The 22,777-nt window shown below is 60.1% G+C and carries 18 protein-coding genes and 8 tRNA genes; 8 read left to right on the top strand and 18 right to left on the bottom strand.

Features of this window, described 5'->3' with window-relative positions; translation table 11 throughout:
* Window positions 1-21: 21 nt before the first annotated feature.
* The 6 genes from BN1139_RS07050 to BN1139_RS07075 all read left to right on the top strand — a co-directional run bounded on the left by BN1139_RS07050 (window position 22) and on the right by BN1139_RS07075 (window position 6,219).
* Window positions 22-603 (top strand): aminodeoxychorismate synthase component II, encoded by a 582-nt coding sequence (locus tag BN1139_RS07050; RefSeq protein ID WP_005353985.1) that lies wholly within the window; start codon window positions 22-24, stop codon window positions 601-603.
* Window positions 604-879: 276 nt separating this feature from the next.
* Window positions 880-2,097 carry an aspartate aminotransferase family protein gene (locus tag BN1139_RS07055; RefSeq protein WP_005353984.1) on the top strand — a complete coding sequence of 406 codons (1,218 nt, stop codon included), beginning with the start codon at window positions 880-882 and terminating at the stop codon, window positions 2,095-2,097.
* A 76-nt stretch (window positions 2,098-2,173) separates the two neighbouring features.
* Complete coding sequence (gene astA, locus BN1139_RS07060) at window positions 2,174-3,193, top strand: arginine N-succinyltransferase (RefSeq protein WP_005334994.1); 1,020 nt, start codon at window positions 2,174-2,176, stop codon at window positions 3,191-3,193.
* A 72-nt stretch (window positions 3,194-3,265) separates the two neighbouring features.
* Complete coding sequence (gene astD, locus BN1139_RS07065; RefSeq protein WP_005353982.1) at window positions 3,266-4,735, top strand: succinylglutamate-semialdehyde dehydrogenase; 1,470 nt, start codon at window positions 3,266-3,268, stop codon at window positions 4,733-4,735.
* A gap of 191 nt (window positions 4,736-4,926) precedes the next feature.
* On the top strand, window positions 4,927-5,724 hold the full coding sequence (locus tag BN1139_RS07070; protein WP_005353977.1) for a DUF1338 domain-containing protein: 798 nt from the start codon (window positions 4,927-4,929) through the stop codon (window positions 5,722-5,724).
* A 234-nt stretch (window positions 5,725-5,958) separates the two neighbouring features.
* On the top strand, window positions 5,959-6,219 hold the full coding sequence (locus tag BN1139_RS07075; RefSeq protein WP_005353961.1) for a hypothetical protein: 261 nt from the start codon (window positions 5,959-5,961) through the stop codon (window positions 6,217-6,219).
* Window positions 6,220-6,304: 85 nt separating this feature from the next.
* On the opposite strand, the gene BN1139_RS07080 is transcribed toward BN1139_RS07075, so the two are convergent.
* Entirely contained in the window at window positions 6,305-6,907 is a 603-nt protein-coding gene (locus tag BN1139_RS07080) for an HAD family hydrolase (protein ID WP_005353959.1), read from the bottom strand.
* Between the two features lie 173 nt (window positions 6,908-7,080).
* Here BN1139_RS07080 and BN1139_RS07085 point away from each other — a divergent pair, with 173 nt between their 5' ends.
* Window positions 7,081-8,457: an MDR family MFS transporter gene (locus BN1139_RS07085; protein WP_005353957.1), complete on the top strand. Its 1,377-nt coding sequence runs from the start codon at window positions 7,081-7,083 to the stop codon at window positions 8,455-8,457.
* A 111-nt stretch (window positions 8,458-8,568) separates the two neighbouring features.
* Here BN1139_RS07085 and nifJ read toward each other — a convergent pair whose 3' ends face one another.
* From nifJ to pnuC, 8 genes are all read right to left on the bottom strand, one after another.
* Complete coding sequence (gene nifJ, locus BN1139_RS07090) at window positions 8,569-12,114, bottom strand: pyruvate:ferredoxin (flavodoxin) oxidoreductase (RefSeq protein WP_005353955.1); 3,546 nt, start codon at window positions 12,112-12,114, stop codon at window positions 8,569-8,571.
* A gap of 228 nt (window positions 12,115-12,342) precedes the next feature.
* Window positions 12,343-13,983, bottom strand: a complete 1,641-nt coding sequence (locus BN1139_RS07095) for an alpha-glucosidase (RefSeq protein WP_005353954.1) — start codon at window positions 13,981-13,983, stop codon at window positions 12,343-12,345.
* Between the two features lie 200 nt (window positions 13,984-14,183).
* Complete coding sequence (locus BN1139_RS07100) at window positions 14,184-14,564, bottom strand: DUF1622 domain-containing protein (protein WP_005353951.1); 381 nt, start codon at window positions 14,562-14,564, stop codon at window positions 14,184-14,186.
* Between the two features lie 61 nt (window positions 14,565-14,625).
* Window positions 14,626-15,546 (bottom strand): alpha/beta hydrolase, encoded by a 921-nt coding sequence (locus tag BN1139_RS07105; protein ID WP_005353949.1) that lies wholly within the window; start codon window positions 15,544-15,546, stop codon window positions 14,626-14,628.
* A gap of 87 nt (window positions 15,547-15,633) precedes the next feature.
* The gene (gene yqfB / locus BN1139_RS07110) at window positions 15,634-15,960 is read right to left on the bottom strand and encodes a N(4)-acetylcytidine aminohydrolase (protein WP_005353945.1); all 327 of its coding nucleotides are present in this window, start codon (window positions 15,958-15,960) and stop codon (window positions 15,634-15,636) included.
* 42 nt (window positions 15,961-16,002) lie between these two features.
* Entirely contained in the window at window positions 16,003-16,674 is a 672-nt protein-coding gene (locus BN1139_RS07115) for a Crp/Fnr family transcriptional regulator (RefSeq protein ID WP_005353942.1), read from the bottom strand.
* A 105-nt stretch (window positions 16,675-16,779) separates the two neighbouring features.
* Window positions 16,780-17,505, bottom strand: coding sequence for a nucleoside phosphorylase (locus tag BN1139_RS07120; RefSeq protein ID WP_005353938.1), 726 nt, complete (start codon window positions 17,503-17,505; stop codon window positions 16,780-16,782).
* Between the two features lie 3 nt (window positions 17,506-17,508).
* A complete protein-coding gene (gene pnuC / locus BN1139_RS07125) occupies window positions 17,509-18,225 on the bottom strand; it encodes a nicotinamide riboside transporter PnuC (protein WP_005353925.1) in 717 nt (238 codons plus the stop codon).
* 263 nt (window positions 18,226-18,488) lie between these two features.
* Between pnuC and BN1139_RS07130 the strand changes: the two genes are divergently transcribed.
* Entirely contained in the window at window positions 18,489-20,321 is a 1,833-nt protein-coding gene (locus tag BN1139_RS07130) for an SLC13 family permease (RefSeq protein WP_005353923.1), read from the top strand.
* A gap of 217 nt (window positions 20,322-20,538) precedes the next feature.
* Here the strand turns inward: BN1139_RS07130 and BN1139_RS07135 are convergent.
* The 9 genes from BN1139_RS07135 to ychF form a co-directional block, all read right to left on the bottom strand.
* Window positions 20,539-20,622 (bottom strand) — tRNA-Leu (locus tag BN1139_RS07135).
* An 8-nt stretch (window positions 20,623-20,630) separates the two neighbouring features.
* Window positions 20,631-20,707 (bottom strand) — tRNA-Met (locus tag BN1139_RS07140).
* A gap of 39 nt (window positions 20,708-20,746) precedes the next feature.
* A tRNA-Gln gene (locus BN1139_RS07145) sits at window positions 20,747-20,821 on the bottom strand.
* Window positions 20,822-20,831: 10 nt separating this feature from the next.
* Window positions 20,832-20,908 (bottom strand) — tRNA-Met (locus BN1139_RS07150).
* Between the two features lie 39 nt (window positions 20,909-20,947).
* A tRNA-Gln gene (locus BN1139_RS07155) sits at window positions 20,948-21,022 on the bottom strand.
* Between the two features lie 41 nt (window positions 21,023-21,063).
* Window positions 21,064-21,138 (bottom strand) — tRNA-Gln (locus BN1139_RS07160).
* A gap of 46 nt (window positions 21,139-21,184) precedes the next feature.
* Window positions 21,185-21,259, bottom strand: a tRNA-Gln gene (locus BN1139_RS07165).
* An 8-nt stretch (window positions 21,260-21,267) separates the two neighbouring features.
* Window positions 21,268-21,344: transfer RNA gene (locus tag BN1139_RS07170), tRNA-Met, on the bottom strand.
* Between the two features lie 234 nt (window positions 21,345-21,578).
* The gene (gene ychF, locus BN1139_RS07175) at window positions 21,579-22,670 is read right to left on the bottom strand and encodes a redox-regulated ATPase YchF (RefSeq protein WP_005353921.1); all 1,092 of its coding nucleotides are present in this window, start codon (window positions 22,668-22,670) and stop codon (window positions 21,579-21,581) included.
* Between the last annotated feature and the right edge of the window lie 107 nt (window positions 22,671-22,777).

Below are 22,777 nucleotides of genomic sequence, written 5' to 3' on the forward strand. Positions count from 1 at the left end.
TTCTCCGCTGTTGGTTATCTCATGCTGTTGTTGATCGATAACTACGACTCTTTTACCTGGAACCTGGTGCAATATTTCGGCGCCCTGGGACAAGAGGTTGTGGTCAAGCGCAATGATGAACTGACGCTTGATGCCATAGCGCAGCTCTCTCCCCGTTTTCTGGTGATCTCTCCCGGTCCCTGTACGCCCAATGAGGCGGGGATCTCTCTCGATGCCATCAGCCACTTTGCTGGCAAGCTGCCCATTCTCGGCGTTTGTCTCGGTCATCAGTCGCTGGCGCAGGCCTTCGGTGCCCGCGTAGTCCGTGCCCGTCAGGTAATGCACGGCAAAACCTCGCTCATCCGCCATCGCCATGAGGGGGTGTTCAAGGGGCTCAACAACCCGCTGCGGGTGACTCGTTACCACTCCTTGGTGGTGGAGCGCGACACGCTGCCCGATTGCTTCGACATCACCGCCTGGAGCGAGCATGCCGATGGCTCGTTTGACGAGATCATGGGGCTGCGCCACAAGACGCTCCCTGTCGAGGGTGTTCAGTTCCATCCGGAGAGCATTTTGAGCGAGCAGGGCCATCAGTTGCTGGCCAACTTTCTGGCGCGTTCATAAAAAGTTGTGATCGCCTTCTCAAGTTCGAGAGAAGGCAAAAAAAATTTCCCTGACACTTTATTCACCCCCTCTCCTGCCCAAATTATCTCTTGCCAAGTCCCCCTGAGTCGTTATGCAATGCGGTTGCCTAAAATCTCAAGAGCAATCGAACATTGTTCCTTATAGGCCGTCTTGTTACAGACTTTTTACTTTATTTCTGTGATAATCCCGTCACGTTTACACGGATTTAACTTTTGGGCGGTGGATTATTCTGTCGCCGAATCGAAGGAGAGCTATATGTCAGAGTTGTTGGCAGTGACACGTGAAGTGTTTGATGAAGTGATGGTTCCCAACTATGCGCCCGCCAAGATCATCCCGGTGCGTGGTGAAGGGTCACGTGTCTGGGATCAGGAAGGGCGCGAGTATGTCGACTTCGCCGGTGGCATCGCCGTCAACGGTTTGGGTCACTGTCATCCCAAGCTGGTCGAGGCCCTGAAAACCCAGGGCGAGAAGCTGTGGCACCTCTCCAACGTCATGACCAACGAGCCGGCCCTGCGTCTGGCCAGGAAGCTGGTTGCCGCCACCTTCGCGGACAAGGTCTACTTCTGCAACTCCGGCGCCGAAGCAAACGAAGCCGCTCTCAAGCTGGCTCGCCGCTACGCCATCGAGAAGTTTGGCGAGCAGAAGACCCAGATCATCGCCTTCAATCAGGGTTTCCACGGTCGTACCTTCTTTACCGTCAGCGTCGGTGGCCAGGCAGTCTACTCCGATGGCTTCGGTCCCAAGCCCGGTGACATTACCCACGTACCCTACAACGATCTGGCGGCGCTGGCCGAGGTGATCTCCGACAACACCTGCGCCGTGGTGATGGAGCCGCTGCAAGGGGAGGGGGGCATCATTCGTCCTACCGACGAGTTTGCCAAAGGGGTGCGCGAGCTGTGCGACAAACACAATGCCCTGCTGGTGTATGACGAAGTGCAGTCAGGGGTTGGCCGGACCGGTGATCTCTATGCCTATATGGGTCTGGGCGTCACGCCGGACATCCTCACCAGCGCCAAGGCGCTGGGTGGCGGTTTCCCCATCGGCGCCATGCTGACTACCAACGAAATCGCCTCTTACCTGAAAGTGGGCACTCACGGCTCTACCTACGGCGGCAACCCGCTGGCCTGTGCGGTCGCCGAGGCGGTGATCGATGTGATCAATACTCCGGAGGTGCTGGCTGGCATCAAGCAGCGCGAACAGCTGTTCCGCGATGGCCTTGAAGCCATCAATGCCAAATACCACTGCTTTAGCGAGATCCGCGGCAAGGGTCTGCTGCTGGGCGCGGCCCTGAGCGAAGAGTACAAGGGACGTTCCCGTGACTTCCTGCTGGCCTCCATCGATCAGGGGCTGATGGCACTGGTGGCCGGTACCAACGTGGTTCGTTTTGCCCCTTCACTGGTGATCCCGGAAGCGGACATCAAGGAAGGGTTGGCCCGCTTCGAGAAGGCGGTTGCCCAGGTGGTTAACGCCTGATTCCAAATTGAGGTGGGGAGCTCTCCCGGCAGGAGCCGGGACCCCACCTGTCGTCAATGAAAGGGAGTTGTCATTTATGTTGGTTATCCGTCCCATCGAGCAAAAAGATTTTGCCGGGCTCAAGACCTGCGCCATCGAGTCCGGCACCGGCATGACCTCGTTGCCCGTCAACGATGAGCTGCTGCAGCGCAAGATTGACGCCTCTACCCAGACTTTTTCCGACAAGCCCGCCGGCAAGGGGGACTGCCTCTACTTCTTCGTGGCCGAGGATCTGGAGACCGGCGAGATGGTCGGCACCTGTGCCATCGATGCCGCGGTTGGCCTCTCCCAGCCGTTTTACAACTACCACATCGGCAAGGTGGTGCACTCTTCTCCCAAGCTCGGCATCTACAACGTCGTAGAAACCCTGACCCTCTCCAACGACTACACCGGCAACTCCGAGCTCTGCACCCTGTTCTTGCGCGAATGTGCCCGCGAGGGGCTCAACGGCCGCCTGCTCTCCAAGCACCGTTTTCTGTTTATGGCCGAGCACCCCGAGCTGTTTGACGAGACCGTCTTCGCCGAGATGCGCGGCGTCTCCGATGCCAACGGTCACAGCCCCTTCTATGAGTGGCTGCAGACTCATTTCTTCTCGATGGATTTTCCCACCGTCGACTATCTGACCGGCATCGGCAAGAAGCGCTTTATCGCCGAGTTGATGCCCAAGTATCCCATCTACGTCAATTTGCTGAGCAAAGAGGCGCGGGCCGTTATCGGTCAGACCCACGAGAAGACCCGCCCGGCCATCAAGATGCTACAGGACGAGGGCTTCGTGAACCGTGGCTACGTCGATATCTTCGATGCGGGCCCCACCGTCGAGTGCGACGTGAAGAATATCCGCAGCGTGCGCCGCAGCAAGAAGCTGCGAGTGCTGGTGGGCGAGCCCATCGGTGGCAAGACCCACCTTATCTGCAACAGCCGTTTCGAGCATTACCGCGCCTGCTACGGCAATATCCGGGTCGATCTCGACAAGCACGAAGCCATCATTCCGCCCAAGATGGCGGCGGCACTCAAGGTGCAGGATGGCGACATGGTGCGGGTGGTCGACCTCGACTGAGACAAACAGGACAAGCAAACCGATTATCAGACAGGCAGCCGAGGCTGCCTGCCAGCGACAGGGAGTGAATGGATGAGCCAGTTAGTGCAATTTATCGACGGTCAGTGGCTTGCCGGTGAAGGCAAGCCGTTCGAGTCACGGGATCCGGCCAAGAACGAGGTGATCTGGCAGGGGGCTGCCGCCAGTGCGGCGCAAGTGGATGCCGCTGTCAAGGCCGCCCGTGCCGCCTTCTACCACTGGGCGGACATTAGCCTTGAGGATCGTCTGACCATAGTGCGTCGTTATGCCGACCTGCTCGGCGAGCAGAAAGAGGCGCTGGCCCTGACTATCGCCCGCGAAACAGGCAAACCGCTGTGGGAGACCCGCACCGAAGTGGCCGCCATGCAGGGCAAGATTGCCATCTCCATTCGTGCGCACGACGAGCGCACCGGCACCGTTGAAAATGCCATGCCGGGCGCCAAGGCGTTTGTCCGTCACAAGCCCCACGGTGTGGTGGCGGTGTTCGGCCCTTACAACTTCCCGGGTCATCTGCCCAACGGCCATATCGTACCTGCACTGATCGCGGGTAACGCCGTGGTGTTCAAACCCTCCGAGCTGACCCCCATGGTGGCCGAGACCATGGTCAAGGTGTGGCAGGAGGCCGGATTGCCCAAGGGAGTGCTCAATCTGGTGCAAGGGGAGGTCGAGACTGGCAAGGCGCTGGCTGGCAACCCCGATATCGACGGTCTCTTCTTTACCGGCTCCTCCCGCACCGGTCATTTCCTCCATCAGCAGTTTGCCGGCCAGCCGGGCAAAATTCTGGCGCTGGAGATGGGCGGCAACAACCCGCTGATCGTGAAAGACGTGAGCGACATCGACGGCGCTGTGCATGCCATCGTCCAGTCGGCGTTCATCACTTCCGGTCAGCGCTGCACCTGCTCCCGCCGCCTGTTTGTCGAGCGCGGCGAGCGGGGCGATGCCCTGGTCAATCGACTGGTCGAGGTGGTCAGCCAGATCAAGGTCGGCCTCTATGACGCCGCCGAGCAGCCGTTCATGGGCTCGATGATAAGCGAGAAGGCTGCACTGGGCATGGTCGAGGCGCAAGCCAACCTGCAGCGCCTCGGTGGCGAGAGCCTGCTTACCCTCAAGCACCTGGAAGCGGGCACAGGCTTTGTCTCCCCGGGCATTATCGACGTGACCTCAGTGAGCGCGCTGCCTGACGAAGAGTACTTCGGCCCGCTGCTGCAACTCATTCGCTATGACGATTTCGATGCCGCCATCGATCAGGGCAACGCCACCCGCTACGGTCTCTCGGCCGGTCTACTGGGTGACAATGAGGCGGACTGGAATCACTTCTTCAAGCGGATCCGCGCCGGTATCGTCAACTGGAACAAGCCTATCACCGGTGCCTCCAGTGCCGCGCCGTTTGGTGGTATCGGCGCTTCCGGCAACCACAGGGCGAGCGCCTACTACGCTGCTGACTACTGTGCGTATCCGGTTGCCTCTGTCGAAGACAGCAAAGCAGCCATGCCGGAGCAGCTGTCTCCCGGCTTGACGTTTTAAGAGAAAATGGGGATGCCAATGCAGCAGAGATGGCTCAACGCCGCCGACTACTGTGTCATATCCCCAGTCGTCTCCGTTGAAGACAGCAAGGCCGCCATGCCGGATCAACTGTCGCCCGGCCTGCGCTTCTAATAACGACACGGGGCATCCAGCGGTGCCCCCATCTGTACCCGCAATCAAAGGAAAGAGAGATGCAAAAGGATATCGACACCCTGTTCAGCCATCTGTGGGACAACTACATCAAGGTGACCCCGAGCGCCCTCAAGGTGCACACCCTGCTGGGTGGCGGCGAGCCCATCGTCAACGATCACGTGGCGTTTCGTACCTACAACCTGCCCAAGCTGGGGCTGGAGAAGCTGGCCGCCCACTTTCTGGCGCTCGGTTACGAGCAGAAGGGCGAGTACGTTTTCAAGGCCAAGAAGCTCTACGCCAAGCACTTCGAGCATCAGGATCCGGACGCTCCCAAGGTGTTTATCAGCGAGCTGAAGGTGGAAGAACTCTCCCTAGCGGCGCAGGCCATCATCCACAAGCTGGCCGATCAGGTGCCCGATCATCTGACCGATACCCCGGCATTTCTCTACACCGGTGCCCCCTGGCAGGTCTCCTATGCCGATTATCAGACTCTGCTGGCGGAGAGCGAGTACGCGGCCTGGATGGCAGCCTGGGGTTATCGTGCCAACCACTTCACGGTCAATATCAACAAGTTGAAGGATTTCGACACCATCCATCAGGTCAATGCGGCGCTGAAGGCTGCGGGTTTTGTCCTCAACAGTGTGGGTGGCGAGGTGAAGGGGGATCCGCAGGTGATGCTGGAGCAATCCTCCACCATGGCGGACAAAGCCGAGGTTCCGTTCAGCGATGGGGTGCGTACCATCCCGAGCTGCTTCTACGAGTTTGCCCTGCGCTATCCGCAGGCCGATGGCGTGCTCTATCCGGGCTTTGTCGAGGCCTCGGCGGACAAGATCTTTGAATCGACGAATGCCATGTAACGGGAGCCACCCTGTTTCAGTCGCAACGCCTCCTTTGTGGAGGCGTTTTGTTTGGCGCAGAGTGACGGTATCGGGTGTTGTCTGACGCCGCGTGAAGAGGGGATTTGGACGGCGCCTAATAGGTGAGAATTTGTTGATAAAAATGTGAACGAGATCACTTGAGACGACACAGATTGACGCTGGCGGCGGAGCAAAAAGGAGTAGAATGGCGCTTTATTTTTGCGGGGCCAATCGATGCCTAACTATCACTTTTTCAAGCAGGGTCAGGCGCTTACCTATCTAGATGCCAATGCACCCAGCTATAGCGATGAGCGTCGTCAACTGGTCGAACAGGGATTTGCCGCCATCGCCGCCCCCACCTTTGCAGATACCCCGGCCGAAGCCCTTGAGCTGCTTCGCACTCATCAGGCGCTACAGGATGAGGCCAACGCCAACGCCCTTTGTCTGACGGTTGCGACTATTCCGGCTGCGATCGCAACTCTGTCCGGGCACTGACGCTGCCGCCAAGCTCACATGAATAAAAAATGGTGCCACTGTGATGGCACCATTTTATCGGTTTGCCTGCTTGCCCCTGAGCCGTTTAGCGCGGGTGCAGGTCACCTTCGATAACCAGCACGGTATCCATCCCTGCCGCCTTGCCCGCCTCAAGCCCGATCCGGGTATCTTCAAACACCAGACAGTTTGTCGGATTGGCGCCGAGCAGCTCGGCCACCCGCAAAAAGGTGTCGGGGTGCGGTTTGTGGTTGGTGACATCATCGGCACTTACTACTACCGAGATATAGGCGTCGAGTCCGGAGCTTTTCAGGATAGCGTCCGCCTGGCTGCGCGGTGATCCTGTGCCAATCCCCATCTTCACCTTGCCGTGATAGTGCCTGACCAGCTCCCACATCTTGGGAAAGACGCTGGCCTTGTCGATATGTTCCATATAGAGGGCAATCTTGCGACGGGTAAAGGCCTCGACATCCACCGTCAGCCCCTGCTGCTCGGCCAGCATGGCGATGATCTTGCGGGTGGGTATACCGCCGTATTGATAGAGCTGCTCCCGCTCGAAGGGGATGCCGAATTCGGCGCAGGTAAGCTCCCAAGCATCCAGATGAAGGGGCATGGAATCTACCAAAGTGCCATCCATATCGAAAATCAGGGCATCGTAGTGATCAAACCCGTACTGCTCACGCTCGCTCATGGGGGCTCCTCGAATCAAATAGAGCAGGCTAGCAGAAACGGTCGGCGTTTTGTGGGATCGGCCTCATGGTTGGGCATATTGTGGCCGCCGTTTTTTCTATCTCTTGCTGATTTGTGAGACAATAATCCGTTCATTGCCGGATACTTTGGCATATCAGATCAGCGAGTCCGCTTATGACCTCGAAAATATCCCCCAAAACCATCTTCTCCAGTGTGGCGCTGGTGATTGCGCTCGGTTCACTGGAAAAGAGCATAGTCACCACCCCGCTGCCCATGATTGGCGCCGAGCTGCACGCTGGGGCCGCCCTCACCTGGGTGGTCACCGCCTACCTGCTGGCGGCTACCGCCGTGCTGCCCCTCTACGGCAAGCTGAGCGATCTCTTTGGCCGGGTGCGGATGCTCAATATCGGTATCGGCCTGTTTCTGGCGGGCTCGGTGGCCTGTGCGCTCTCCCAGGATCTGCCGACCTTGCTGGCAGCCCGGGTGCTGCAAGGGCTGGGAGGCGGCGGCCTGATTGCCCTCGCGTTTACCGTGATTGCCGACACCATTCCACCGCGGGAGGTGGGCAAGTATCAGGGCTACATCTCGGCGGTCTATGCGGTCTCCAGCATCGCTGGCCCCTTGCTCGGCGGTTATTTCACCGAGCAGCTCAGCTGGCGCTGGATCTTCTGGATCAATCTGCCGCTCGGGGCGCTGGCGGTCTTTCTCATCAACCGCAACCTCAAGCAGCTCAACGTACGTCGCCACAGTCGCTTCGACTGGAAGGGGGCGGGTCTGCTGATTACCGTCACCACGCTCACCCTGTTGCTGCTCTCGCCGGAGGCGGCGCTGCCCGCACTCTGGCTTTCGGCGGCGCTGGGCGTTGCACTGCTGCTGCTCGTTCTGATTGAGCGGCGTGCCCACGACCCCATATTGCCTGCCCATCTGGCCCGGCTGCCCGGCTATCTGGTGAGCGTGCTGCTGGTGATGCTATCCCAGTTGCTGATGTTTGCCGTGCTGGTATATCTGCCGTTGCAGATGCAGTGGCAGAAGGGGATGAGTGCCAGCGAGAGCGGTGCCATCATGGTCATCTTCATGATCTGCATCACCGCTGGCGCTTTTGTCGGTGGCAAGCTGATTGGCCGTACCGGTCACTACAAGAGCTTTGTTGCGGTGGGGTTTGCGCTGGCCGCGGTGGCTCTGTGGCAGATCCACTTCGATGCCTGGGTCAAGCTGGCGCTCGGGTTTGCCGGTATTGGTCTCGGTCTGGTGCTGCCCGCCCTCTCGGTAGTAGTGCAAAATGCCCTGCCACGGCAGGATCGCGGTATCGGCATGTCGCTGTTCAACTTCGGGAGGGAGCTCGGCGGTGCCGTCGGCGTGGCCATCTGCTCCATGCTGTTTCATTTCCGCCTGCCAGCCGGCAGCGATGGCGATCTGAGCCGACTTGCCCCCGATCTGCTGGCCCCGGGCTTCAGCGCGACCTATATCGGCATGGCATTGATCGCCACGGTGGCGCTGCTCATCACCCTGCTGGCGTTGAAGCGCCACGAGCTGGCCTCCATCAGCGCCTGATTTGGCCTGCGCTAACATTGGCTCACTATAGATAGCATCAGGGCTCCCCGCGGGGAGCCCTGATTGTTATTTGGCGAACAGAGTGGCTGCTGCCATCAAGCCATGCGCGAGTTACTCCTGCGCCGGACTCTCCTTGCCTGCCAGCTGGCTCAGCCAGGCGAATCTGCGATTCGCCTCCTGTTCGGCCTCTTCATAGAGTTGGCAGGCTACCTCCGGCAGCTGGCGCTCCAGCCGCTGGAAGCGGGGCTCGTGGCGCAAGGTCTCGGCCAGCGAGGCATTGGGTGCCCGCGAGTCGAGTGCCAGCGGCAGTTTGCCCTCGTCAGCGCGGCGTGGATCGAAGCGGTAGAGCGGCCAGAAGCCGGTGGCGGTCAGCTGTTTCATCTGCTCGTGGCTCTCGGCCATGTCGTAGCCATGCTCCTCGCAGGGGCTGTAGGCGATGATGAGCGAGGGGCCCGGGTAGGCTTCCGCCTCCTGAATTGCCTTCACCGTCTGGTTCATCTGGGCGCCGAGGGAGATCTGCGCCACATAGACGTGGCCATACATCATCACGCTGGCCCCGAGATCCTTGCGCGCCTTGCGTTTGCCCTGCTCGCCAAACTTGGTAATGGCACCGAGTGGCGTCGCCTTCGACTGCTGGCCGCCGGTGTTGGAGTAGCACTGGGTGTCGAGCACCAGCACATTGATGTTCTCCCCCAGACTCAGCACATGGTCGAGCCCGCCAAAGCCGATGTCGTAGGCCCAGCCATCGCCGCCGATGAGCCAGACCGATTTTTCCACCAGATAGTCCGCATCGCGAGCCAGCTCTTGGGCTGCCGGGGTCTGGCTCCCCTGCAGCAGCGCTCGCAACTGCTGGATATGGGCCCGCTGCTCGGAAACCGGCAGGGTGGTATCGCCGAGCGCCTCGCGCAGCGCTGCCGGGATGGTGTCGACCAGGCTCGCCAGCAGACGGCGCACCCGCTCCCTGTGCTGATCGACGGTAAGACGGAAGCCCAGTCCGAACTCGGCGTTGTCTTCAAACAGCGAGTTGGCCCAGGCTGGGCCGCGCCCGTCGGCGTTGGTGGTGTAAGGGGTGGTAGGCAGGTTGCCGCCATAAATGGACGAGCAGCCGGTGGCGTTGGCAATCAGTAGCCGATCGCCATAGAGCTGGGTCAGCAACTTGATATAGGGAGTCTCGCCACAGCCGGAGCAGGCGCCCGAGTATTCAAATAGCGGCGAGATGAGCTGGGAGGTGCGGATGTCGATGCGTTCCAGCTGCTCGGCGCTGCGCTCTGGCAGGTCGAGGAAGAAGTCGTAGTTGGCCTTCTGCTCGTCGAGGTGATCGAGGCGTGAAGCCATATTGATCGCCTTGCGATCCGGGTTGCTGCGATCCTTGGCCGGGCACACCTCGACGCAGAGATTGCAGCCGGTGCAATCCTCCGGCGCCACCTGCAGCACATACTGCTGGCCGCGCATGTCGCGGGATTTCACATCCAGCGCATCCAGGGTGGCGGGGGCAGCGGCCAGCGCATCCGGTTCTACCACCTTGGCGCGAATGGCCGAGTGGGGACAGGCGGCGACACAGTAGTTGCACTGGGTGCAGAGCTCCGCCTCCCAGATGGGGATCTCCTTGGCGATATTGCGCTTCTCCCAGCGGGTGGTGCCGACCGGCCAGGTGCCATCCGGCGGGAAGGCGGAGACCGGCAGGCTGTCCCCCAGTCCCGCCAGCATGGCGGCGGTGACGGTCTGGACAAAGTCGGGGGCCTTGGCCGAAACCACCGGCGGGCGGGGGCGGCTGGCGGGATCCAGCTCGCCAAGTGGCACCCGGGTCAGGGCGGCGCAGGTTGCCTCCAGTGCCTGCCAGTTGCGTTCGACCAGCGCTTGTCCCTTGCTACCATAGCTGGTGGCGATGGCCTGCTTCAGCAGGCTGGTCGCCTCTGCGGGGGGAATGATGGCGCTGAGCTGGAAGAAGGCCATCTGCATCACGGTATTGATGCGGTTGCCGAGCTGGCAGTCGCGGGCAATTTTGGCGGCGTTGATGATGTAGAAGCGCGCCTCTTTCTCGCGCAGGGCGTGCTGTACCTCGCTGGGGAGGCGCTGCCAGATCTCCGCTTCGCTGTAGGGGGTGTTGAGCAGGAAGATGCCACCCGCTTTCAAGCGCTCTGCCATATGGTACTTGTCGACAAACTGCCACTGATGGCAGCCGATAAAGTCCGCCTCTTCCACCAGATAGGCCGATTGCAGCGGCCGCTCGCCCACCCGCAGGTGAGAGACGGTGAGGCCGCCCGCCTTTTTGGAGTCGTAGACGAAATAGCCCTGCGGATAGAGGCCGGTGTGGTTGCCGAGGATCTTGATGCTGTTCTTGGCCGCCGAGACGGTGCCATCGCTGCCAAGGCCGTAGAAGAGCGCCTCCAGCTTGTGTTGCTGGCTGTGGATGGGGGTTTGCGAATCCAGCGCGGCCAGCGGTAGCGAGAGACCTGTGATGTCATCGAATATACCGACGGTAAAGCGCGGGCGCGGGTTCTCTTGCGCCAGTTCGGCAAACACCGCCAGCGCGCAGGCGGGGCCGAACTCCTTGGAGGAGAGGCCGTAGCGACCGCCGATCACCCGCGGCAGGCTTGCCCGCTCGCCCCGGCTGACCGCTTCGGCCAGCGCTGTCATCACGTCGAGATAGAGGGGCTCGGCCTGTGCGCCCGGCTCCTTGGTGCGATCCAGCACGGCGATGGTGCGGGCACTCTCGGGAATCGCGGCCAACAGGTGCCCGGCTGAGAAGGGACGGAACAGCCGCACCTTCACCAGCCCCACCTTCTCCCCTTGGGCAAGCAGGCGTTCGATCACCTCTTCACAGGTGCCGATGGCCGAGCCCATCAGCACCACTATCCGCTCCGCCTGCGGGTGGCCGACATATTCAAACGGCCGGTAGTAGCGGCCGGTCTGCTCGCCAAAGGCCTGCATCGCTTCGCTCACATGGCCATAGGCGGCGTCATACCAGGGATTGCTCGCCTCCCGGCACTGGAAGTAGGTGTCCGGGTTGGCGGCGGTGCCGCGAATGACCGGTTTGTCGGGAGTGAGCGCCCGGTCACGATGAGCACGGATGGCATCTGCGGGCAGCAGGGCACGCAGGGTGTCGTCAGCGAGCGGTGCTATCTTGGCGATCTCGTGAGAGGTACGAAAGCCGTCGAAGAAGTGAATAAAGGGGAGGCGGCTGTTGAGGCTGGCCACTTGAGAAATCAGGGCAAAGTCCTGCGCCTCCTGCACATTGCTGGCACAGAGCATGGCGCAGCCGGTCTGGCGCACCGCCATCACGTCCGAGTGATCGCCAAAGATCGATAGCGCGTGGGTCGCCACGGTGCGTGCCGCCACATGCAGCACAAAGGGGATGAGCTGACCCGCCAGCTTGTAGAGGTTGGGGATCATCAGCAGCAAACCCTGCGACGAGGTAAACGAGGTCGCCAGCGCGCCGGTCTGCAGGGCGCCGTGGACGGCGGCAATGGCGCCCCCTTCCGACTGCATCTCGACAACCCGGGGCACATCCCCCCAGAGATTCTTGCCCCGCTCGCTCGACCAGGCCGACGACTGCTCGGCCATGGCCGAGCTGGGGGTGATGGGGTAGATGGCGATGACTTCGCTGGTGCGGTACGCCACCGAGGCGACTGCGTTATTCCCGTCTGTGGTGATCATCTGTTTTCCACTTTGCTATGCCAGTTTGAAGGCCGATAGTTGCATCGGCAATGGATAGGTCGCAGGCATAGTAAGAGGGGCAATGAGAGCGTATCAAACGGGATAAATAATCAATTAATAAGTCAGTAATAGTGGTTAATTTAATCCTGTCGCGTGGGGACGTGATTTTCTGCTGACAGCCGACGGGAGGTGGCTGACGGGCCATTGGTATGGCCCGTCAGCACGGGGTTAACCCTGATCCACTTGCAGCCAGATGGCGCACTGATAAGGGGCGAAGAGTGGCAGCGGTTCGCCTGGGTAATTGGCCAGCAGCAACCGCATCTCATCTGCCACCTTGTCGAAGTGGGGCATCGGCAAGGGGTTCGCCGTGAGATTGGCGAGCAGCAGCAGGGTGTGCCGCTCTCCGCTGGCCGGATCCTGCCAGTGGCGGCGATAGCTGATGCGCTCGAGGTCGTCCCCATCCAGCAGCTCGAAATTGCCGTAGCGAATGACAGGGTGGGCCTTGCGCAGGGCGATGAGCTGGCGATAGCAGTGAAACGGCGAGTCGGGGCGTGTCAGCTGTTCGTCAGCATTTATCTCGACGTGGTTGGCATTGAGGGCAATCCAGGGCGTGGTGGTGCTGAAACCGGCGTGGAGGCCGCCGTTCCACTGCATCGGGGTGCGGGCGTTGTCGCGGCCGATGGCATCGAGCCGCCGACTCAGCTCGGCAGGATCCAGCCCTGAGTGGCTGGAGCGGTAGTTGAGCGCCTCCACATCGCGCAGCTCGCCCGGCTGCCAGTGGCGGTTGGTCATGGCGAGCTCCTCCCCCTGATAGATGAAGGGAGTGCCCTGCATCATATGCAGCACCATGGCCCAGAGCTTGGCGCTGGTTTCCCGCCACTCTGGCCTGTCATCGCCAAAGCGGGAGACGGCGCGGGGCAGGTCGTGGTTGCCGAGAAACAGGCTGTTCCAGCCCTGACCGTGCAGCCCTTGCTGGTGGCGGGCCATGGCTTGTTTGAAGGCGAGGGGATCGAAGCGGGATGACCACTTGTCACTGCCCAGCCCCAGATGCTCGAAGTTGAACACCATGCTGAACTCGCTGCCGTCGTGGTTCGAATAGTTCTGCATATGGGCGAGATCGGCCCCCCAGGTCTCCCCCACCGTGATGATCCCCTTGCCGCCGAAGCTGGCGGCATTGAGCTCGCGGATATAGTCGTGCAGGTGCGGGCCGTTGCTCATGGCCAGCCGGTCCCACTCCTTGCTCACCATATCGATCACATCGAAGCGAAATCCTTTGATCCCTTTGCCCAGCCAGAAGTTGATCACCGCTGCCATCTCGGCGCGCACCGCCGGGTTGTCCCAGTCCAGATCGGCCTGACTCGCGTCGAAGTTGTGCAGGTAGTAGCGATCAAGCTCCGGCACATACTGCCAGCCGCTGCCGCCAAAGATCGAGGTGACCGGGTGGGCATCGACAAAGGCTTGATCCCGGAATACGTAATAACCCTGATAACGAGGATCGCCGGCCAGCGCCTTCATAAACCACTCGTGTTCGGTGGAGGTGTGGTTGGCGACGATATCCATCATGATGCCGATGCCGTGAGCGGCCGCTTCGGCTATCAGCTGCTCCATCTCGGTCAGGGTGCCGAAGGCGGGGTCGATGGCACGGTAGTCCGCCACGTCGTAGCCGTTGTCCCGCTTGGGGGAGCGATAGATGGGGGTGAGCCACAGCATATCGACCCCCAGGGTGGCCAGATAACCGAGGCGCTGACGGATGCCGTTGATATCGCCCATGCCGTCGCCATCGCTGTCCTGAAAGCTCATGGGGTAGATCTGGTAGATGACGCAGCTCTCGAGGTCGATATCGGGCGTGTGGAGGGGTTGCGGGTTCATCAGCTTGGCCGGTTGGGGGGGAGTTATTCCTATCTTACCCAGATGATCTGGCCCTCAACAGGGCAGGGGAAACCTTGAAAAGGGTTCCATAGTTGGCTGATTGCCAAAAGTGAGGGAAGGGTCACAACTGGGCCATCCCGAGCCACGTAGGTGGTCGGGATGGCACGGCACTCAGCGATGATGTTATGCAGGAATACTGGTTATTGAGCAGCCTTGGTCTGCTCGCTGCGCTGCTCCTGCTGGTGTTCCGCTTGTGCCTCCAGCTCCTTGCCGAGGAAGTAGTTCAGGAAGGTGCGGATCACCGCGATGATGGCGAGGCGGATCAGCTCCTCCTTGCTCGGTGCGACCGTGGTGGCCAGGATATCGGCGGCGAGCTGAAACTCCAGCGCCAGAATGAGCCAGCTGCCAAAGCAGAGGCGAATGCGCGGAAATCCGGGCTGGTGATCCCGCACCCGCGCCGCTAGCCAGAGGGTTTTGCCAAGCCCTATCACCACACAGGCGATGGAGATGATCTCCAGCAGCAGCTGGAACAGCTCGACCCCGTGCATCATCCCCTCTTTCAGGCTCGCTATCTCAAACACTCGGGTCACCTCCCTGATTCAAAAGAGGACACTATTAACACATCGCTCGGCAAAGGCCAAATCAGAGTCTCCTGATAAGCAGTGAGAGCTGTTCAATGAGCTGACGCGCCGCGGGGCTGACTCCGGCCAGTTGGAAGAAGCCGTGTATAACGCCCAGTTGCCGCTGACAGGTTGCCGTGACCCCGGCTTGCAGCAGTTTGCGATAGAAGGCTTCCCCCTCATCGCGCAGCGGATCATATTCCGCCGTTACGATATGGGTCGACGGCAATCCTGACAGGGCGGGATGGTGGAGCGGGCTGGCTTCGGGGTGAGTGAAGGGCTGCTCCCCCAGATAGGCGTGAAAACCGCTTAACAGCATGTCGCGGGTGATGAGGTAGTCATCCCCTAGCTGCCGATAGCTGTCACTGTCGCCAGCAGCATCGAGCATCGGATAGATGAGCAGTTGGGCTGCGGGCAAGGGGGCGCCTCGCTCCTTGAGTCGCAAGGTGGTGATCAGGGCTAGGTGGCCGCCAGCACTGTCGCCCGCAAGGGCAATCCTTGCCGGATCCCCATGCCATTTCTCCACATCGGCCATGATGGCGAGCGTGGCTGCCAGTGCATCGTCATGTGCTGCAGGATAGGTGTGTTCAGGGGCAAGGCGGGTATGTACCGCGAACACCAGTGCCTCGGCGCGATTGCACAGCATCCGCATCTGGCGGTCGTGAGTGTCGAACTCACCGCTGACAAAACAGCCGCCATGAAAGTAGATCAGGGCCGGACGGCTTGCACTTGAGGTGGACGCTGGCTGATAAAGGCGAACGGAATAATGGCCGTTTTGCCACTCTTCGGCAGCGCCAACCTCCTCCTGTTCACCACCCAATATGGCTGAAGCAAGATAGCCTTCACGCCGCTCCTGCCAGCTCAGGCTGCTCGCCTTGGGGCGGCCTGCGGCAATGAACTCTGTCACCATGGCCGCAATGGCCGGTTCAAGTTGTGTTTCCATAACGCACTAATGACTGTATATAAAAACAGTTATTTTGCGCTTTTAGCCAGAAAGCGCAACCGGCGTTAGCTGAGGCAGCTCACAAAATCAGGCTTCAATCAGCTGGAATTCAATCACATAGAGCGGCGGCAGAGCGGGGTAGATATCGCGGATCACCTGTTTGAGCTTGGGGAGGGTCATGTTCTCCTGACGGGCGTGCTCGTCGTTCAGTTCATCGAAGGCGACCGCCTTGACCGAGAGCACCTCTATGGTGCCAAAGGGCTGGCGCTCCGGGTTGGTGAACAGCGCCAGCCGCTGGCCGGGTTGCCAGTTGGCTTCGCTCTCGTCGCGGATGGTGATGGTCTTGCGGCCCGCCTGAATGTCGGCAACGAAGCGGCTGAAGAAGGTGAATTCGGGATAGGGATGGGCAGACATGGTGACTCCTGACTGGGTGAATCGAAATGGGATGAATGGAAATCAAAGATCGAGATAGGCGCGCAGTTTGGCCAGATCGGCGATAACAGGGCCGTCGCTGCTGTCGGCGACTATGCCCTGCTCGACCAGCTCCTTGAGGGCGCGGCGGTAAACCCGCTCTGTAGTGCCGAAGCGCGCCGCCTCATGGGCCCGCTTGCGTGACCCCAGCATCGGAGTGCGCTGGCGCTCACGCCACAGCTCATAGGCGATGTTGTAGGCGATGGGGTGGAGCAGGCGGCTGGTGGTGATCTCCAGCGTATCGAGATAGTCGCTGGCGAGTGCGGCGGCGAAAAAGAGGGTCAACTCGGGTTCGGTCAGCAGCCGCTGGGCCAGCTTGTCGGCGCAGATGACCCGGGCATCCAGCTCGGTCTCGGCCACCACGTTCCACTGCACCGGGGTGGCGCTGAAGAACTCCATCTCGCCGAAGATCTGGCTGTGACACTCAATCTCGCCGAGCTGGAAGATGCGGCCCGAGTGGACGGTGCTATTGAGGGAGACCCGACCATGTTCGACCAGATAGAGCTGCTCGCTCTGCTCCCCCTGGCGCATGATCAATTCGCCCGGCAGGTAACGGCGCAGAAACAGGGTGCAGGCGTCGAGCGCCGCGGCAAAGCGGGGTTCAAGCTGCTGGAGTTCGGCGTGAAAACGGCCGAGGGGGTAGGGCTGTTGCTGCATGACTTGCCTGTCGCACCGGATGACGAGGGCCATGAGGCTAGCAAGAGTGCGGGCCGGATACCAGCCCGCACGGTAGCGGATGTGCCGCAGTTAACGGTTTACGGTTTATTGCACCAGGGCGTAGAGGGCGGCGGCGATGGCGTGCTGCTCACCGGCCATCATCGCCTGTTCGGCGCTGGCGTAATCCGCCACCCCTTGTTGCACATCCTGCTCGAACAGCACCACGTTGCAGAGCACGGCGGCGACCCGCACCTTGCGCAGGCGCCCCACGGTCAGCAGGGAGGCTGTCTCCATGTCAGCGCCGAGCACGCCACGGGCATGCCAGTAGCGGCACACCTCTTGCTCGTCATCCCGATAGAAGCTGTCGTGGGAGCGCACCAGCCCGTGCCAATGAGGCTGGCTGCCGGTTGCCACATGGTTGAGCAGGGCCGCTTGCAGCCAGATGTCGGCGCAGGCGGGGTACTCGGCGGGCAGATAGGCCTGTGAGGCCCCCTCATTGCGAACCGCCCCTTCCACCACGATAAGGTCGCCAAGGCCGATGTCGTGTTGCAGGGCACCGGCGGAGCCGACCCGAATGAGCGAGCGAGCACCGGCTTGCACCAGCTCCTCCAGCGCGATGATGGCCGAGGCGCCGCCAATGCCGGTGCTGCAGACCGTGATGGGTAGCCCCTGATAGCGGCCGTTGATGAGGCGAAACTCCCGGTTTTGCCCCAGCACTTCACACTGTTCGAGCTGGCTGGCGATGCGATCGACCCGGGCCGGGTCGCCGCACAGCACCACCCGCTCGGCAATCTGGTCGGGGTGGCACTGCAGATGGGGTAACAGACTCATGGCTTACAGACCTTGTGGCTGGCGCTTGGCGGCAATCACCCAGAGGCGGGTGCCGTTGGCGGCGATGAACAGCAGGATCAGGTACTCCAGCGACATGGCGTAGACGCCCTGCGCGGCATAGACACCGATGCTGATGATGTTGATGACGACCCAGAGGATCCAGTTCTCCACGTATTTGCGGGTCATCAGGATCTGAGCGACGACCGAGAGCACCGTCATGCTGGCATCCCAGAACGGGAAGGCATCGGGGGAGGGCTCGGGGATGGCAAGGTTGGCACCAAACAGGTTGAGCAGGGAGACCGAGGTGCGTGCCAGGGTGGCGAAGACCGGGTCGATATAGCGGGTCAGCAGAGCGATGGCCAGCACGCTCACGGCGGCGGTCACCATCAGTTTGGATCTGCTGAGCCAGCGGATCTGCAGAGTATCCCCCTGATCGTTGGCCGGGCGGGTCCAGGCGTACCAGCCGTAGACGTTGGCGCAGAAGAAGAACAGCTGCAGCATCAACAGTCCGTAGAGCTGGATCTGGAAGAAGATGATGGCAAACAGGCTGACGTTGATCAGGCCAAACAGGTAGTTGATGGTCTTCTCCTGACTGGCGAACCAGATGCAGGCCAGCCCGAACAGGGTGCCGATGGCTTCAATCCATGACATGGCATAGCCGCCACCCAGCGGTATGGTCACTAGCGTGTTATTGATGCTGAACAGCTCGAATATGCTCATTTTCTGATCCTTGGGCATGAGGGTTAGTATGCGAGGGCGCCATTTTAAGGGGTGAGGGGGAGGAGGGGCAGGACTTTTGTCCGCCCCGTACTTGGCCCATATCAAAGAAATCGCCACTGCTGCCCGGTTATTCCAGCAGTGATGAGTTATGGGGCCCCGGTGGGCCGGACTTTATTGATATGTAGCAAGATGATAGCGCCGTGGCTGTGGTCTGATAGAGTCCACTCTCCGGGAGGAGAATCACGTGATAAAAGGAGGTTGCATTGAATTCCGAGCTTGTCTGGGTGCTCTGTCTGCTGGCTGGCGCCATCTATCTCTTTATGACCAACAAGGTGCGCATGGACGTGGTCGCCCTTGGTGTGGTCATCTTGTTTGTGCTGAGCGGCACCCTCACCCTGCCGGAGGCGCTGGCGGGCTTTAGCGATCCCAACGTCATTCTGATAGCCGCCCTGTTTGTTGTCGGGGAGGGGTTGGTGCGCACGGGTATCGCCTATCAGGTGGGGGATGCGTTGGTGAAGGTGGCGGGCAGCAGCGAGACCAAGCTGCTGGTGTTGCTGATGGTAGCGGTGGCGAGTCTGGGGGCGGTGATGAGCAGCACCGGAGTGGTGGCCATCTTTATCCCGGTGGTGCTGAGCGTGGCGAACCGGATGGGGATCCCGGCTGGTCGCCTGATGATGCCCCTCGGCTTTGCCGGCCTTATCAGCGGTATGATGACGCTGGTGGCTACACCGCCCAACATGGTGGTCAACAGTGAACTGATGCGCCATGGCATTCACGGCTTCACCTTTTTCAGCTTCACACCGCTCGGCACCCTGATCCTGCTGTGCGGGATTGTCTACATGCTGCTGGTGCGTGGCTCCTTGGTGGGCGAGGGGGAAGAGGGCAAAGGCAAACAGAGCGGACGGCGCACCTTTCGCGACCTTATTCGCGACTATCGACTTACCGGCCGGGCTCGCCGGTTGGCGCTGCGGCCCGATTCACCGCTGATTGGCCATACCCTGGATGAGTTGCAACTGCGCGCCCGCTATGGCGCCCACGTTATCGGGGTAGAGCGCTGGCGCAAGTTTCGTCGGGTGATGGTGCCGGTCTCGGGGATCAGTGAATTTCAGGCCAGGGATGTGCTGCTGATCGATATGTCCGATCCCGAGATCGACATTCGTGAGTTTTGCAGCGAGGCGCGCCTTGAGCCGATGATCCTGCGCGGCGAATACTTCTCCGATCAGGCGCGGGAGGTGGGGATGGCCGAGGTGTCGCTGATCCCCGAGTCCAAGCTGCTGGGTAAAAGCGTGCGTGAGGTGACCTTCCGCTCCAGCTATGGTCTGAGCGTGGTGGGGCTGCGCCGCGACGGTGAGGCACTGGCAGGCAAGCTGGTGGATGAGCCGCTGCAGATGGGGGATACCCTGCTGGTGGTAGGGAACTGGAGCCACATCAGACAGTTGCAGACCCATAGCCGCGACTTTCTGCTGATGGGGCTGCCGGCCGAGGTGGACGAGATGGCCCCCGCCCGCAGCCAGGCGATCCATGCCCTCTTTTGTCTTGGCGTGATGATCCTGCTGATGGTGACCGATCCGGTGCCCAACGTGATTGCGGCGCTGATCGCCTGTCTGCTGATGGGCAAGTTTCGCTGCATCGATATGGAGAGTGCCTACAAGTCGATCCACTGGCCGACCCTGATCCTCATCGTAGGCATGCTCCCCTTTGCGCTGGCGTTGCAAAAAACCGGCGGGGTGGATCTGATCGTCGGTGGTCTGATCAATGCGGTAGGGGAGATGGGGCCGCGGGTCATGCTGGCCAGCCTGTTTGCCCTCTGCGCGGTGATCGGGCTCTTTATCTCCAACACGGCGACGGCGGTATTGATGGCGCCTATTGCGCTGGGCACGGCCCAGCAGATGGGTGTCTCGCCCTATCCGTTTGCCATGACCATTGCCATCGCCGCCTCGGCTGCCTTTATGACGCCGGTCTCGTCACCGGTGAATACTCTGGTGCTAGGGCCGGGCAACTACAAGTTTGCCGATTTTATCCGTATCGGGGTGCCATTCACCCTGTTGGTGATGGCGGTCAGCGTGGTAGCGATCCCCTGGTTCTTCCCGTTCTGATAACCGGGATGATGAATGTGTGCACCAGCGGCCTGCGGCCGCTTTTTTGTGGCCGGGAGACAAGAGTGGCAAGGCGTGATCGGAATCAGTGAAGAGTATCGTGAACCTGAATTAACGTGGAGCTGGGTTAATAGAGGCGCGAGAGAAAAACTGGGGAGAGGCAAATTTCAGATACAAAAAAACCAGCGTGAGCTGGTCTGTTTGGTACTGCTATTAATGGTGCGGAAGGAGAGACTCGAACTCTCACGCCTAGGGCGCCAGAACCTAAATCTGGTGCGTCTACCAATTTCGCCACTTCCGCAATATTAATGGTGGCTATGACGGGATTCGAACCTGTGACCCCCGCATTATGAGTGCGATGCTCTAACCAACTGAGCTACATAGCCGTTTGTTATCGACCACTGATGTGGAAGAGAACAGAAAAATGGCTGGGGTACTAGGATTCGAACCTAGGGATGGCGAGATCAAAACCCGCTGCCTTACCGCTTGGCGATACCCCAACAGAAATAATGGTGGCTATGACGGGATTCGAACCTGTGACCCCCGCATTATGAGTGCGATGCTCTAACCAACTGAGCTACATAGCCGTTTGTTATCAACCACTGATGTGGAAGAGAACAGAAAAATGGCTGGGGTACTAGGATTCGAACCTAGGGATGGCGAGATCAAAACCCGCTGCCTTACCGCTTGGCGATACCCCAACAGTGATGCCTGACAGAAACTATCAAACACCTTTCAAAAATGGCTGGGGTACTAGGATTCGAACCTAGGGATGGCGAGATCAAAACCCGCTGCCTTACCGCTTGGCGATACCCCAACAGCGTTCCTCAACAGTCGCGAGACTGGCAAAGAACTTTTAAAAATGGCTGGGGTACTAGGATTCGAACCTAGGGATGGCGAGATCAAAACCCGCTGCCTTACCGCTTGGCGATACCCCAACTAGAGATGGTGGCTATGACGGGATTCGAACCTGTGACCCCCGCATTATGAGTGCGATGCTCTAACCAACTGAGCTACATAGCCAACCTTGCTTCCGGTGAGTCGTTACCTCGTCACCGTGCGGGCCGAATTATGCGTATCTGGCTCTGGGGCGTCAACCCTTTTTTTGCCAGAAAAACGCAATTTGAGTGCGTTTGACCAGTTATTGGTCTCTGTTGCGCAAAAGCCCAACAATCTGCTTTTTTTTAAGACATTGCCATTATTGCCCGGGCAATGGCAGATAAAAAACAGGCCAGCAAATGCTGGCCTGTCATGGGATTAGACGTTGAACAGGAAATTCATGATATCGCCATCTTTGACGATGTAATCTTTCCCTTCAGCGCGCATCTTGCCCGCTTCCTTGGCGCCTTGCTCACCCTTGTAGTTGATAAAGTCTTCAAAGGCGATGGTTTGGGCGCGAATAAAGCCTTTTTCAAAGTCAGTGTGGATCTTGCCAGCCGCTTGCGGGGCAGTAGCACCGACCGGAATAGTCCAGGCGCGCACCTCTTTCACACCGGCGGTGAAGTAGGTCTGCAGGTTGAGCAGCTGGTAGCCGGAGCGGATAACGCGGTTCAGGCCCGGCTCTTCGATGCCAAGGTCTGCCATGAACTCGGCGCGATCTTCGTCGTCCAGCTCAGCGATGTCTGCTTCGATGGCGCAGCAGACCACGACCACGACCGCGTTCTCGGCGGCGGCGATTTCACGCACCTTGTCCAGATAGGGATTGTTCTCGAAGCCATCTTCCGCCACGTTGGCGATATACATGGTGGGTTTCAGGGTCAGGAAGTTGAGGTGGCTGACCGCGGCCAGCTCTTCTTTATCCAGCTTCATGCCGCGGATCATCTGGCCGTTTTCCAGTGCGACCTTGATCTTCTCAAGCACTTCCACTTCCAGCTTGGCATCCTTGTCGCCGCCTTTGGCGCGCTTGGACTGACGGTGAATGGCGCGCTCGCAGGCGTCCAGGTCCGACAGGGCCAGCTCGGTGTTGATCACTTCGATATCGTCAGCGGGAGAGACCTTGCCGGCAACGTGAATGATGTTCTCGTCATCGAAGCAGCGCACAACGTGGCCGATCGCTTCGGTTTCACGGATGTTGGCCAGGAACTGGTTACCCAGACCTTCACCCTTGGAGGCACCGGCAACCAGACCGGCGATATCCACAAATTCCATGGTGGTCGGCACAACACGCTGCGGATTGATGATGGCAGCCAGCTGATCGAGGCGAGGATCCGGCATCGGCACCACACCTGTGTTCGGCTCGATGGTGCAGAACGGGAAGTTGGCGGCTTCGATACCGGCCTTGGTCAGCGCGTTGAACAGGGTGGATTTGCCTACATTGGGCAGGCCCACGATACCGCATTTAAAACCCATGGATTGTTACCTTACTTGATGGATGCTGTTGGGGGTCGCCCGCAGGCGGCCCATGTCATGCTTGTTCTGGTCGTTGCTCATGTACCGGCACAATGCCCGTACAGGGT

Origin of the sequence: Aeromonas veronii bv. veronii (assembly GCF_000820225.1) — a bacterium.
In the GTDB taxonomy this organism is placed as follows: Bacteria; Pseudomonadota; Gammaproteobacteria; order Enterobacterales; family Aeromonadaceae; genus Aeromonas; species Aeromonas veronii.

Bases quoted from the DNA above. Each gene is read 5' to 3' on its own strand.
- BN1139_RS07050 (WP_005353985.1), top strand. From the start codon at position 22: ATGCTGTTGTTGATCGATAACTACGACTCTTTTACCTGGAACCTGGTG.
- BN1139_RS07055 (WP_005353984.1), top strand. From the start codon at position 880: ATGTCAGAGTTGTTGGCAGTGACACGTGAAGTGTTTGATGAAGTGATG.
- astA (WP_005334994.1), top strand. From the start codon at position 2,174: ATGTTGGTTATCCGTCCCATCGAGCAAAAAGATTTTGCCGGGCTCAAG.
- astD (WP_005353982.1), top strand. From the start codon at position 3,266: ATGAGCCAGTTAGTGCAATTTATCGACGGTCAGTGGCTTGCCGGTGAA.
- BN1139_RS07070 (WP_005353977.1), top strand. From the start codon at position 4,927: ATGCAAAAGGATATCGACACCCTGTTCAGCCATCTGTGGGACAACTAC.
- BN1139_RS07075 (WP_005353961.1), top strand. From the start codon at position 5,959: ATGCCTAACTATCACTTTTTCAAGCAGGGTCAGGCGCTTACCTATCTA.
- BN1139_RS07080 (WP_005353959.1), bottom strand. From the start codon at position 6,907: ATGAGCGAGCGTGAGCAGTACGGGTTTGATCACTACGATGCCCTGATT.
- BN1139_RS07085 (WP_005353957.1), top strand. From the start codon at position 7,081: ATGACCTCGAAAATATCCCCCAAAACCATCTTCTCCAGTGTGGCGCTG.
- nifJ (WP_005353955.1), bottom strand. From the start codon at position 12,114: ATGATCACCACAGACGGGAATAACGCAGTCGCCTCGGTGGCGTACCGC.
- BN1139_RS07095 (WP_005353954.1), bottom strand. From the start codon at position 13,983: ATGAACCCGCAACCCCTCCACACGCCCGATATCGACCTCGAGAGCTGC.
- BN1139_RS07105 (WP_005353949.1), bottom strand. From the start codon at position 15,546: ATGGAAACACAACTTGAACCGGCCATTGCGGCCATGGTGACAGAGTTC.
- yqfB (WP_005353945.1), bottom strand. From the start codon at position 15,960: ATGTCTGCCCATCCCTATCCCGAATTCACCTTCTTCAGCCGCTTCGTT.
- BN1139_RS07115 (WP_005353942.1), bottom strand. From the start codon at position 16,674: ATGCAGCAACAGCCCTACCCCCTCGGCCGTTTTCACGCCGAACTCCAG.
- BN1139_RS07120 (WP_005353938.1), bottom strand. From the start codon at position 17,505: ATGAGTCTGTTACCCCATCTGCAGTGCCACCCCGACCAGATTGCCGAG.
- pnuC (WP_005353925.1), bottom strand. From the start codon at position 18,225: ATGAGCATATTCGAGCTGTTCAGCATCAATAACACGCTAGTGACCATA.
- ychF (WP_005353921.1), bottom strand. From the start codon at position 22,670: ATGGGTTTTAAATGCGGTATCGTGGGCCTGCCCAATGTAGGCAAATCC.